Source organism: Robbsia andropogonis, from assembly GCF_000970345.1.
Taxonomy (GTDB): Bacteria; Pseudomonadota; Gammaproteobacteria; order Burkholderiales; family Burkholderiaceae; genus Robbsia; species Robbsia andropogonis.
Genome location: NZ_LAQU01000059.1, coordinates 1 through 13,606, shown reverse-complemented (window position 1 = coordinate 13,606; position 13,606 = coordinate 1). Strand labels below are relative to the sequence as shown.

General features: G+C 50.0%; 9 protein-coding genes. 5 read left to right on the top strand and 4 right to left on the bottom strand.

Annotation, left to right across the window (positions count from 1 at the left end):
- Positions 1–149: 149 nt before the first annotated feature.
- The gene (locus WM40_RS30430) at positions 150–620 is read right to left on the bottom strand and encodes a hypothetical protein (protein ID WP_157684966.1); all 471 of its coding nucleotides are present in this window, start codon (positions 618–620) and stop codon (positions 150–152) included.
- The gene (locus WM40_RS24550; protein WP_157685967.1) at positions 617–4,720 is read right to left on the bottom strand and encodes an ankyrin repeat domain-containing protein; all 4,104 of its coding nucleotides are present in this window, start codon (positions 4,718–4,720) and stop codon (positions 617–619) included. Before WM40_RS24550 ends, WM40_RS30430 begins: the two co-directional genes overlap by 4 nt.
- A gap of 1,067 nt (positions 4,721–5,787) precedes the next feature.
- On the opposite strand from WM40_RS24550, the gene WM40_RS30425 reads away from it, so the two are divergent.
- The 4 genes from WM40_RS30425 (at position 5,788) to WM40_RS29135 (ending at position 11,108) form a co-directional block, all read left to right on the top strand.
- Positions 5,788–6,555 (top strand): hypothetical protein, encoded by a 768-nt coding sequence (locus tag WM40_RS30425; RefSeq protein ID WP_157685961.1) that lies wholly within the window; start codon positions 5,788–5,790, stop codon positions 6,553–6,555.
- A 10-nt stretch (positions 6,556–6,565) separates the two neighbouring features.
- A complete protein-coding gene (locus WM40_RS24545; RefSeq protein WP_082103200.1) occupies positions 6,566–7,087 on the top strand; it encodes a CS1 type fimbrial major subunit in 522 nt (173 codons plus the stop codon).
- Positions 7,088–7,090: 3 nt separating this feature from the next.
- Positions 7,091–9,877, top strand: coding sequence for a TcfC E-set like domain-containing protein (locus WM40_RS24540; RefSeq protein WP_082103198.1), 2,787 nt, complete (start codon positions 7,091–7,093; stop codon positions 9,875–9,877).
- 106 nt (positions 9,878–9,983) lie between these two features.
- Positions 9,984–11,108: a CfaE/CblD family pilus tip adhesin gene (locus WM40_RS29135; protein WP_082103196.1), complete on the top strand. Its 1,125-nt coding sequence runs from the start codon at positions 9,984–9,986 to the stop codon at positions 11,106–11,108.
- A 69-nt stretch (positions 11,109–11,177) separates the two neighbouring features.
- Here the strand turns inward: WM40_RS29135 and WM40_RS24530 are convergent, their stop codons facing one another.
- On the bottom strand, positions 11,178–12,650 hold the full coding sequence (locus tag WM40_RS24530; RefSeq protein ID WP_046154275.1) for an ISNCY family transposase: 1,473 nt from the start codon (positions 12,648–12,650) through the stop codon (positions 11,178–11,180).
- 160 nt (positions 12,651–12,810) lie between these two features.
- Entirely contained in the window at positions 12,811–13,233 is a 423-nt protein-coding gene (locus WM40_RS24525; RefSeq protein WP_157685958.1) for a hypothetical protein, read from the bottom strand.
- 101 nt (positions 13,234–13,334) lie between these two features.
- Between WM40_RS24525 and WM40_RS30420 the strand changes: the two genes are divergently transcribed.
- Positions 13,335–13,606, top strand: a 272-nt coding sequence (locus tag WM40_RS30420; RefSeq protein WP_157685956.1) for a transposase, incomplete at its 3' end; no start/stop codon positions are given.

Here is a 13,606-nt window from a genome sequence, read left to right as displayed (position 1 = left end):
AGAAGGTCGCTGTCAAGTTTCATTGTATATGCGTATCGTGTTGTGTTAAGGAACCACTTTTATAGACGATACGCATTGACACTAGCGCTCAAAATTCGTTCGTTACGCCAGCGTCGATGGGTTTAAACTGGCCTCTTTACTGGTTGTGCTCAGCAAATTTTGCACATATCCCACATCCTACGGCTGGTGTGCGCCTCCATCTCATCCAGCATATATTGAAGTACCGTGTCGGAGAGTGTTCGGCCCAGGGCAGATGCCATCAAAACAGCAAATTCTTCCGATGTGACGGTCGTGTTGCCAACGCAAACCTTCTGATCAAATCTTACTCTTTCGCTCGTGATAACATTGAAATTTTCAACAAAAGCTGTTCGCAATGCTAAATAGATTGCACTGGTAAGAGGCGTGCTTTTCGTCCAGGCTGAAGGCCCATCTCTGACACTATATTGCGCATTGATATTTGCACAGACACCAGATTTGGTTTCTCCTGACGTATTCGACACATTAAGAATTTCCTCTTGAGTCGTAATACCTGAATCACCACCGCGCGCGCAGGCGATATGTATATTGGTCTGCCGCCAGGACGCGGAGCGAGAGGGAAGCGCGTTGTCGACAGGCATCATGCCGGATTTCCTTGTGCTATCCGGCGCCTAGCAATCTGATCGGATAATTGAAAATCTACGAAAAGACCAATGTTATCTGGGTCCTCCCAACCGCTGCGTTCGGCGAAGTAAGCCATGAACTCCTGCGGTGTACGCCAGACGTTGTCATCGCACTGAATTGCCTTCGTAACATCGACACGTGGTGATGTGACCAGTACGTAAAAGTCGGATGTTTCTCCACTGCGAAGAGCGGTCACTAGCGCTTTTGTGAGCGGGGTATGTGCTGCGTAGAGTGCAGGGTCGGCGTCCATCGGCGCATTGACATCAACCCGTGGATCTTCGATGTATAGCGAGAACCTACGCGGATTCTTGGGGAATTCAGCTTTAAAAATGTATTGCGCTTCGAGATTGATATCCGGTCGAGAAAGCAGATATTCCATGACAGGGAGATCGTTGCTGTCGTGGTTGAACAACTGTTCGGACAGCGCCGTGCGACCGTTTCGTACGTCGTTGACGTCAACCCTTCCGGAGTCCAGTAAGCGTCGTACGATATCGAGATGGTTGGCCTCTGCTGCAATTACCAGAAAGCCTGGTCCGTTTTCGCCTTGCTCCGGCAAGACATAACTTCGATAACTGAGAAGGGCACTTACAGCGTTTGCATTACCGGCACGGATCGCAGCTTCAAGGGCTGTTTGCCTGTTATCCCGATTTTGTGCGCCAGCAACCGGAAGGATGTCCCCGTTGAGCGTTCCGATCAAATCGAAGAGCTGTGTGTAAGTCGACTCATCCAGGCGGTGGTTAATCGCTGTTGCCAGGATGGACGATCCGTCGATTTTCACTCCCATCGTGGCAAGAAATCGAAGGTCGTCGACCCGATTTGCCAATGCGGCTTGTGATGCAACGGATTCCTGACGTGATCCCCATTCTCGGCGAAAGACGCCAGAGACCGTGTCTCGTAGACGCGGATGCGTATTGTATAGATTTTTCAAATCTTGAAGCTCACCGCCGGCTACGATCATGTCCAGCATTTCCTGGGGCAGGTCTATGAGTTCGGGCTTAGGCCGCAATGGCCGAGCAACATTCAAAGCATGCGGGGCATCAGCGTCGACGATTGGCGGCAATTCGCGAGCGCCAGGTCTGTCAGGCGCGTCCCGGGCTTCGTCAGGCACCTGCTGCGCATCCGCTGCATGGCCTGCACCATGGTTGGCAGCGTCGGCTTGCTGGCCCAGAAGACGATCCTCCCGCGCCATTTTACGGGCCGCGTCCGGCCCGCCACGTCCGCTCAAACCATGCAGGGTGAGATCGTGCAGGCGCTGACGTACCGTTCGAGGAACCAGAGCTAACGTTCCACCCGCGTCAAGATAATATTTGCGGCCAAAGCGCTCGCCTGTACTTGGATTCACGCGGACAAATATATCCTGCATTACTCCGTCCAACATTCGCTGATCGATTTTCTCTACATCGACGTCGATATCGCCTTTTGGCACATGAAGGCGTGCTTTTCGACTTGAGAGTAACGGTTTGTCGAGCAAGTCCGACCGATGCATCAAAGCATTCGCGATCGGGCGTACGACTGGATAGACATCCCCCATTTTGTCGAAGAGTCGGGCTGCTTGACGCATGGAGGCTGAGCCCGCACTGTGTAATAAAGCTGCGCCGGGGTCCAGCGTGCGTAAGGCGGTCACGCCCAAGGTTGCGAAGGAATTGGATGTCAACGTTTTTGCACCGGCAAGTCCTGCTTGCTTGAATATCATCCCGGCAGTCTTGGCAAGTACGCCGCGCACCGCGCCACGCGCGGAGGCTTGGCGTAGGGCGGATAAGGTCGCTCGGCTGATCGCACTGCCGAAACGCTCCGTCATCGATGCCGCTTGTCCCACAAGCGGTATGAGTGAGAGTGTATCCGTCACGCAAGATAGGACTGCAGTCCGATCTCCTTGCGCCACGCCCATGCCGCAGTCATAGAATGGCAGCATGCTCCAAAGCATCTTTTTCGCCTTCTCGATTGGCGTTTCCTCAAACCCCTGAATGTGTAATGCATTGCGAAAAGCGTCTTCGTTTCTCTTACGAATAACATCGTATAAAACCGAGTTTGCTTCGTTCGTGTGCTTGAGCGGCTCCCCAAAAGGATTTATTTCGAGACGATAATCCTTGTCGCGACCCATATCCTCGCCGAAACGATCTAGGTATGTCCAGTAATAGAAATGTTCGTTGCGGTCTATCCGTTCCACGGTATAACCGAAGCTCCCCGCCTGATCTCCATCTGCTGCATCAGCTTTTCCGTTCTTCCGTGACATGGCGTAAATGCGCTCTTCTCCATTTTTGTTTGCGACAAACAGCGCGATATCGGTTGGAAAGCGTCGGATCAGCGCTTCCACAGCAAGCCGGTTACTTCCTGCCAAAGTGCCCCGTATCGTATGCGCCGCGCTAAAAGAAGCGTGAACTTGTCGTACTTCTGCGCTCGATAAAAAGCGTTGTTCGTTTTCGCCGAGGGCTTCAAATGCCAGCGGTAGCATCAGGTTATCAATTTCCCCGGCAGCCGCTGCGATTCGCCTGTTTTGCTCCGCGAAAGCGTCAGCGATGGGGGGAAGCGGAATCTCTTTGCGATCAGGGTGCGTGAACGGGGCACCTTTGGGAACGATCAGGCAATCATGTTCGTCGGCGTGAAGGTATAACGATACATATTCTTCAGGATGTGCCAGCCCTGGGCATTTCTGCTCTAGGATGGCTTGTGCAAGTTGCGGTCGAGTAAGATAACCGTCCATTTCCTTGGTAAAGCGGGCAAATGGGTTGCTGCGTTCGAATTCGGCTAATATGGCAGCCTGGAAATCAGCGAGTGCTTGCGCCAATACCTCCTCTTTTCCATTTGAGTTGGCTTCGGTAGACGAATTTTCTCTGTTGCGGATTGCATATAGCTGCGCGGGGAATGCAAAGTAGCCGACCCATCCGGCCGGGGCACCGCCTTCCTGAATGAGAGCATTTAACGCTTCTCCCACCGCGCGTGCCTGTGCCGTTTCCCAGCTCGACGTCTGCAGTCCATTGTCCGCAGCAAAGCGCAACCCTGCTTGAATGAAACCCCACTCGTCAGATGACACCGTTTTTGTCGGCGCTGGATGCAACGTCACAGCGGTATCTTCACGCGCATGTCCTTGATCAAATGCTGCCGGGACTGATGTGGATGCCCGCGGACCGGGATGAATTCGATCGGATGGAAGTTGGAACGGACGCATCTTATCGATCAGACGATGACGTATGTTTTCAACATAAGGTAGAGAAGGGCGTTCCGAGGTTCTGCTGGATAACAGGTTTGCAACAAACGCTTCCGGCGTGGTGCCGAAGCAGCGTTGCGCCAGCCATGTGTCGACGATCGCATGCTGTTGCTGCATCGTGAGCGGCTCTGTACGGCGGCAGCCGTAATCATGAGATACTCGGCAAAGATGATGGGCTACGATGCCAAGGTTCTCTGGATGCTGCAGTATATAGGAGACCATGTCGTTGATTAGCGAAGCATGATCGCCGTTGGGGCGATCGCCGCTGCTGATGTGATTGCGATGCATCAACGTGCGCATGCTCGCCATCTGCCGTTCAGACAATGCGTGCGAGTGGTGATGACGTCCTGTTGCTTGTTCCTCGTTTTCTTCATCTTCTGCGCGTATTGACTTTTCCCGTCGCGCCACGGTACCGATGTCAGCCAAAAGCAAGGTGTTATTGGTACGTTCGCTGAACGCAAATGCGTTATCAGCTGATGCAGCTAACAAGGGATAAGCAATCGACGCGTTAGACGAAATACTGTTTTCAGCTATCGCGGTGGAATGAGTTGCCTGTGGGACGTTTCCAGACGAAAAAAGAAGTCCCCTCATTAAAAGCTGTGACTTCCAGCTAGCACTAGGGCCTGAGACTTTGCTCTCGTCTGATCCCTCAGATGTTTTATGTAACGCAACTGAATTATTTAGCGTTCTCTCTATCCAGTGTGGAATGCCATCCCTTTGGTGACGCAGTAACGGACCGACTGGCGTTGTCGAATCGGCCTCACTACCAGTCGTATTATTGTTCGAGAGAAGCATATCAAGAAAAGCGGAACGGTCAAACGCAGGAATCGTTTCGAATTCGGTTAAATTTTTCATACTATATATCTCCAAACAAGAAATGCATTACTGATATATCTCTGCGATCAGAAAATAGAAAAATCGCAGTGCTATCCTACATAACATTGCTTTTTTCGATAGTCCGCCTGACATTAATTATGCTAAACATTATCGCTTTCTTAATCGATAGGCGTTACATGATATGGACATGCATTGCAAGGAGATTTTAATTTCAATTAACGTATTATTTCTTGGTTTAAGTAAAAGAGATTTATTGCGTGATTTAAAAATATCGAGAAAATTCACGGGAAATTTTAAATATCAATTTAATACGAGAATAGGAGGTTTTATATTTACTATATTAAATTATTAGAAGAAATCAGGATTTAAAGTATTACATATAATGCATGCGTTAAAAATTAATTTTGCTAAGATAGTGTCAGAGCCAAATATGTTGCTCCGGTAATAGGTAGCAGAATTTATCGTGACTCGGTGATTCGATAGCAGCGGCGCGAAGCAGTGGGAAGTCTCCCAATTTTAGATGCGGTGTCATTGCAATTCTCATTACGTTTCGTTTATACGCTTCAGATATCATGCTTGATAAATAATTCATAAGCCGCTGCTCTGTATATAAAGAAGCGATCATAGGAATATAAGTAGTAAACACTATCAAAATATTGATTTATTATAACTTTTATATTGCAAACATCTAAGCCTAATATTTTATCTATGAGATTTGCAGTGATATATATTAGGTATAGTAGATCATCTAATGACGCGAGGGAGGTATTTCTAATCTTCTCTTATATACGCTATCCGTGATAGCGATGTGAGATGCGAGAGTTGATGTCAGATAGGAGTGAGGGACTGTGGCCAGGCCCATGTGAAAGAAACGGGATTAGCCAATATTCTCGTATTTCCGAAAATTCTCGCATGCAAGACATGGGCTATATCCGCGGCGGCATTTAGGCATCCGCCTACGCTCATCTTCGCCAAGGCCCATCGGCGCGACTGGCCAATCCAATTATTATTTGGGCTCTACCGATGCGTGATCCGCTTTCTTTTTGTGGAGCATTGCATGCTTTTCTTTCTACCAGAGAAATCCGATGACTAAATTCTGTCGCACTCTTGCGGGTGTGTTGCTATGCGCTTTTTTCGCACCTGTCCATGCGGCAGTCGAGATATATCCAATGATGTCCACCATTTCTGCGCATGATAACGGTTTGGGGCAGTTGAAGATTTTATCCCGCTCCGATGCAGTTCAATACATTGAGGTTTCAGTGATGCGCGTGTCACATCCTGGCACGAGTCTGGAAAAAAATGTACCAGTATCTCCTGTTGATGAACCGACGTTGGTTGCATCGCCGCAGCGGCTTATTCTTGCGCCACGCCAGATCCATGTCATCCGCTTAATCGCGGAAGGTCCGCCGGATAAAGAGACACTTTACCGAGTTTTCATCAAGCCGGTTGCACCGCCAACGGCCGCTATCGGTCATCCGGCGAGTGGCGTCTCTACCTCAGTCAGCCTTTCAATTGTTTGGGCGCCACTTATTACAGTCGAACCTCGGGTTGCGGTTCCTGAATGGTCTCTTGATGAGAAAAATGGAATCCTAATTAATGATGGCAATGTTCACTTGGGAGTGGAACGAGTTGCCTATTGCACATCGGCGTCAGACGTAAATAGCTGCCAATGGAAGGACGTCAAACATATCGTCTATGCAGGAGAGAAACTTCCTATCAATGCAAAGCCTGCGCAGCTAGGTGAGACATTCAGAATTGAATATAAGACACCTGACGGTGAGGTGCATAACGAAGCTCGGGGCATGTTGCCCCAGCCGGCACGAGATCCCCGTGCTGTGGTCTCTAGCAGTTAAAAGGAAAATCATGAAGGTTAAAACGTTTATTGGAATTATGGCAATGGTGACTTGTTTGCCTGCGTTCGCTGCAGGGAACAAGGGTAGGGACGTTCCCGGATCATTGATAACGCAGCAGTTTAACATTACTGCAAACGTCGATTCTATGCTGCAATTAACTGCGCCTGATGGAAGTGCGCTCGACCCCAATGTATCGATGAAATACAGTCTTATAACGAACACCCTGTCACCCGCTGATGTCAACGCGATTCTCGCCACTAATGCACCAACGAACAATATTGTTGCATCGGTTCCGATGACGCCTGTACTTTTCAGCGGTACGAACCAGATCCCTTTGACGGTAAAGATGAATAATACTCCGCTGAAATCAAGTGAAACCTTATTTAAAGCAAATACGCTATTTACAAATGGAAACACTGCCGCAATCGATTTTAATTTTGCACCAGCCGCGTCAAAAGGCATAGCACAAGGTGCATACAAGGGTACGGTAATTATCGATCTGCAACAGCAGACTCCAACTGTGACTAGTTAACTTATGAATTCGGTGTCTCGCATTTTCTTGTCCGGAATATTATTGTTTGACTTCGGTTTAATTCAGCCAGTGATGGCGGCGCAGACACCGGCAACCCTGGTTCCACCAGGGTTTGAGAATCTCGCCACGATCGGTGAATCGGAAAAAATCGATGTCCGTATTGGAGGAAAGTCTTTAGGGCTATTCAACGCGCGCGTTACTACGGATCACATTACATTTTCTAACCCTGAGCAGATCTTGATGATATTGCCTTTGAAGAAAAATGTAGGGGAAAACGAGCGTGCAATGCTGTTTCAGCGACTGAAAAAACCTATGGCACTCCATAGTGATTTAGCTTGTGACATTCGTGGAGCAGGTACCCAACGTTGCGGGTATATTAATAGCAAAAGTATTGACGTCATATATGATGAACAAAATGCCGAGGCTGACATTTTTATTCGGAATTCGCTACTCGCTCCGGTTGGTCAAGAACATTCACAATGGTTTAGTCCCAGCGTGAATACGTCGCGAGCATTTATTCAGCAAACGTCACTAGCGATTGCCGGATCATCCGGGTATCGGAGCGCTACCTTAGACGCACATGCGGCACTTGGTGTAAGCGCCAGTAGCTTTCTTGCATCAGATTATATGTTCTCATATAACGGTAATGCTTGGGGACAACAAACAGAATTAGATTTTAGTAATCTTTACTATCGATATGATATTGGGCGTCGCTTGTATGTACAAGTTGGCAGAATGGATGCACGAGACTTGTCGACGCCGATGGGCGGCACGTTCGCATTTTCAATGCTTCCCCTCGATCGTGTAGATGGCGTCCGGTTTGGCACAACGCAGGCTTATGTTAGCTCCGAGGCACAAAGTCGGCGAACACCAGTGACTATCTTGCTTTCACAAGACGCGCGCGTGGATGCTTATCGCGGTGCGCAATTGCTTTCAAGTAGTTACTTTCGATCGGGCATTCACGAACTTGATACGAGTGCATTTCCTCCGGGAACATACTTGCTGACACTGCGCATCGTCGAAAATGGACACGAAGTCCGCACGGAATCCCGACCGTTTTCGCGTATAGACGGCGGTCTAGACAGTCCTGGCGGTTTTCAGTGGTTCGCCGAGGCCGGGAAATCCAGTTCCTTGAATTACGCGAACGACGGCGCGGGGAAAGCGGTACTGGGTGGCATCAAGCTTTCTCTTAGCGGTAACACTAGCGTGACCTTCGGAGTTGAGGACCAAAACGACATTATCTATGGCGAGGCCCGTCTGGATTGGCAACGTCAGTTTTCCGCTGGTGTGCTCGACGTTAGCACTTCGATCTTCGGCGGCAGTGATGGAGCGCGCGGGAATGCAGAGAGCATCAATTGGAGTGGGCCTTATTCCGCATCGTTGTCATGGGAGGATTCGCGTTCCAGTGACTGTAGTGTGTCGCGCGCATCGTCCTGTGATACCTATTTGACCGCATCGCTATCTCACCCGTTCCTTGGTTGGCAGGTGCGCGCCGGACTCTCACATTCGAGTTCCGAGTGGGTCTATGGTTATCTGGCCCCCGGTTCAAATGACATGGTTGATCCGGACGAAAATTGGCTTCGTCCGCAATATTTCACTGCAGGCTCGATGCATCAAGTGTGGATTCATAGACGCAGCCAATCGTCAAGTCTACAGTTATCAGCATCGCATGCGTTCGTCTGGCGGAATATGGATATTGATGCTGATGCAAGTGTGTACGTTCGTCGAGTCGATCGCCGCGCCGACAGAGGCGTTTACCTAGCATTGCAATTGCATCATGCGGCTGAAGTTGGAAGTGCAGGCAATAGAACGAGCATTGATAGTGCGCTAACGTACAACCTTGAAAGTACGGAAGATGGATTGCAAAGCAGAGTTGGCATGTCTGCGGATCTTACGCGACAGGAAGCAATGCACGAATCGGCAAGCGGAAGTTTGTACGCTGCGCAAAACGGCAACATAGACGTCAGTACGCATGGCAGGTTGGCAGGACAGGATGGTACCGTCGATGCTGGGGTCAGCGAACATTATGATGCTCGGATGGGCGCCTCCGTTCCTGCTTTCACTGGTGCCTATGCCGGAACGATTGGTATATCTTCGGACGGTGTTTTTGTCGGTAGCGATACGGGGGATGACCGACCCGATGCGGCCGTCGTAGTGTCCGCGAAAGGAGGAGACCCAAGTTCCTCGCAAACCGTGGCCAACGTGCGCGGCGATGGACTGTCGGAAGAGGGGGTACGCAGCGGACGGAGCGTATTTCTTCCCCAAACAGCATATCGACCTGTCGACGTTGATATCGAAGATCCTAATGCTGAGCAGGGGGGCGGCGTCGCTTATGTCAAGAATGGTCTCGGGAAGCGGACATGGTTCATGCTGCCGGGTCACATAGGGCGCCAGCCTGCCAAGGTGGAATTCACGTACACCTATGTTGGCCGGCTAACCACTGATAAAAAGCGAAGCCTTTCAGATGGCATTATTTTGGGTGGAGATTTTGTTGAGCTGAATGGCGATGGAACATTCGCAGCTGACTTCCATCAGCAACCGACGGCGCTTGATGTGCTGTCTGGTAAATCCTTGTTCGAATGTTCGATGCCATCAGTGATATCGACTCAATCATTGTTCAATGTACACACCGTGCATTGCCTGCCAGTCGATCCGTCGGCATTGCCTTCCAGCATTCAGCACAACGCACAGGTCGTCAAGCTCCTCACGGAACATCATGTTCCGATCACGCGAGATGTGGCTATGACAAAGAAGGATGCGGTACCACTAATCTCGCAGCCGGGTACCTAAGCCGAACGTTTCAATTTTTCATGTCAGCTTAATTTATTGGCGATAAACCAAAGAGATTTATCGCCATCATTGAAATGACATAGATGATATCTATATAGGATAAAAAATGATTGATAATTTTAGGAAAAAATGTTTTTCTATATTAAGAAACATTTCTATGGCAACATTGGCATTATGGAATATTAATGTTTTTGCCTATCATCACACCTTTACCTTTGATTTCGATCGATCGTCTCCACCTTCGACCGATTTCGTCATATATGGCGGAAGCGATATTGACAAAAGCAGATATACAGGTCTGGTATGTGGTAGCGAAACTGATCCCATGAATGGTGCATGTGATACAAACCCGGGGGGGAGGGTTTCACCGCCAATACCAGGGATGACTCGGATAAAACTGAAATTTACGGAGCAACGCTCTGGAGCGACGGCTATAGTCGATTTCAACGCATATCGTGAATATAAATCCGATCAATCATCTCAACAATGCACTTCGGACGGTATGAAGACAAAGTTTAATGTAATGGGTGATTGCAACACTGATCTTGGTGATACCAAATACTATCTTGAGATGGCCGATACAGTACCAGCACTTCCATACGGCGGTATTTGGAGAGCGTCATTACTATTGCATCAATACAAAGTTACCCCAAGCGGCAACAAATGGATGCAATGGGATACTTTGAATCTTGTTTTAAAAATGACGGACAATAAAAATATGCAAATGTATCTTCCTAATTTAAGCGGATCAAAACCGAGCGTTGATTTGCGATTGGTTGCGAATCCGTTTGCAAAACCAGAGGCAACTGAAAGCGGGGATGCGACAATCGAATCTTGTCTTTATGACGGTTATAATAGTAACAGCAAAAAGTTTACCTTGACAGTTACAAATCCTGACACAAGTAGTAAAGGTTTTTTTGTCACTGCTGAAAATATGTTAAATCGAACCAGCGAGTCATCAAAGATTAATTATGAAGTTTCTGCTGCAAATCCAGGTGATCCATCAAGCACAGAAATTCCGTTTTCGTCAGGTGCACCGCGAAATTTTACAATTTCACCAGGAGATCAAATTCGCCCCGTCGTTCTTCCTGGAATTAATGGTACGGTCATATGCGTGCCATGGACCTTGCATTTACATACGCCAGCTTTCAAGCAAAAAGATCAACAACCTGGACAATATAACGGGACATTGCAGGTGTCGTTCAGTCCGTCCACAGATCAGAATCCTTGATAGGCTTGAAAAGGGGGAAACGGTAGTCCAAGAAATCCGCCGCACCCCCTGCCTGGCTTTTTAGAAATGTCAGGTTGCTCGCTTTGGTTTGGCTGTGGTTTTGCCGTTCATTTTTATGATGTGGGGGTTGGGCGGCGAAGCCGCCTCCCGTTCAGCTTTAGCTCTTTGTGTGACTTTGTCTACCGCCGCGTTGAAGTCGTTCACTGTCAGGGCACGTTGTTTCTTTAAGCCGACTAGCGCCTTTTTTGCGTTGACCTGTTCGCCGATGTGCGTACGTGAAGGCGAATTCGACGCACGTCGGTCATCACGCTGGGCTTGCAGGATGCGCGCCACCGCTAATGCGCCCGATAAGCGCTTATTCTCGACTTCGGCGCCTTGATCAATACGCGTGATCCGGTCATATTCCCGATACGGTAAAGCCACGCCGTTGGCCTGCACTTCGATTGCGCCATCGGGATATTCGACCACCTCAATATATTGCCCCATGAGACGGCGATTATCTGCCGTGTCGTCCAGCAAGTACATCACGCGGTCGTATTGCACCGTCAGTGCATTCGAGACTTTGCGCGGCACGCGATACGCCAGGATTTGCCGTATATCTTCGTCTTCTCGAACCGGCCTGTGCGCATTGTGATTGCTCCTAGGCTGCTTCGCAAAGCGCCGGTTGAAGTCAGCGATAAAGGAGGGCGCATAGGCGTTCGCCGCCGCCTTCGTGTCGATGCCTCGCAAACGCATTTCCTTCACGAGACGATCCTGCAAGGTCTTGTTGGCACGCTCGACACGCCCTTTGGCCTGACTCGTATTGGCGCAAAACGTCTCGATATTGAGCTCATAAGCAGCGCGCCCGAACTGCGTCACGCCTTTGCCCGCCGTACTGAGGCGATCCTTGACGTAAAAGACACTGAATTTGTCGCTGTACAACGCCACAGGTTTGCCGTGTGCGGCCAGATATTGTTGTAGCGCTTCAAAGTAGCTGAAGGTCGATTCGGTCTCGGTAAAATGCAGCGTCATCAGCTTGCTCGTCGCGTCGTCGATAAACACCAATAACGTGCAAGATGGCACGCGGTCCTCGAACCAATAATGGTCACTGCCGTCGATCTGGATCAGCTCGCCGTAACACGCTCGGCGATTGCGCGGCTGATACACCTTCGGCGCACGCTGTTTGCGTGGTATCCACAAGCCAGCATCACACATCCATCTGCGCACGGTGTCTCTGGCCAGAATAATCCCATGCGACTCTCTGGGCTTCTCGCATGCCAGCGTCGGCCCGAAATCCGCATACCGCTCTCGCACGATGGCAATCGCACGGGTATGCAAATTCGGTGAGAGTTGACGATTGCTCGGCCGTTCACGTTTGCCGGAGATCAATCCTGCCGGTCCATACTGCTCATAGCGACGTCGTAGCCGCGTCACCTGGCGCTCACTCAAACCCAATCGTTCGGCCGCTTGTACACCGCTCAAGCGGTGCTCAATCACCGATTGGATCAACTTGACGCGCTCGAGTTCGTTCATGCTGATTGTGATCCTCGCGGAACTGTCCATCATCGGCTCCCGACGCACATTTGCAGAAAAACATGATGCGCCGCGGAGCAGGACCAGACATCTCTAATCGGCTCAAACCAGACATTGCTAAAAAGTTTCTACATCAGTGTCTAGGCTGAATTCAAATGTCGTACCTAGAAATTAATAGAAATGTCGGGCCTTAGTGCGGTTTTACCTTTCTATAGACTGCTTTTTTTCTGGGTTTTGCTGTCTGCTTTATCACAATCTGTTCAGGGCTTTGCCAGACTTTGGCAGTCTTCTCAATGGCTTCGTTGAGGTCCTCTTGCGTGATCGCACGCTGCTTTTTCAGGCCCGGTAGTGTACGTTTTGGATTGACCGCTTCGCCTCGATGCGTTCGCGACGGGGCGGTGCCGATGCGACGATTGTCGCGCTGTGCCTGCATCACTTGCGCAATGCGTAACGCGTGCCCCAGCCGCTTGTTGTCGATGATCGCCCCCTGATCGACGTTCGCGAGCCGATCGTAGCGTGTATAGGGCAGGGAGCATCCGGCCGCGCGGATCTCCACCTCGCCATCGGGAAACTCGAGCACATCGACGTAAGTGTGAATCAGCGAACGATTCAACGACGTATCATTCAACAGATACGTAAGCGGCCGGTCATCCCATCTAGCGTCCGACATTAGCGTGTAAGAGCATACGTGTCCACGATCATGGATGCGGACACGTGTACCCTAATAAAGAGCCGTCCCGTAAAGGACGAACCCATCGTACCTATTCCCCTGAATTTCGCGCCGACTTGGTCGCTCAAAGTCAGCAACTCGGCATGTCGTGCTCCGCCCTTGCGATCTCCCACGGCATGAATCCCAATGTGCTGCGTCGTTGGATCAAAGAATCTGGCCAGAAACCCGCACCGAAGATGGCAATGCAGCACATCGATACGGTGCCGGCATTCATCCCGTTGCCAATCGCGGTCACGCCACCTGCGCCCGAGAGCCC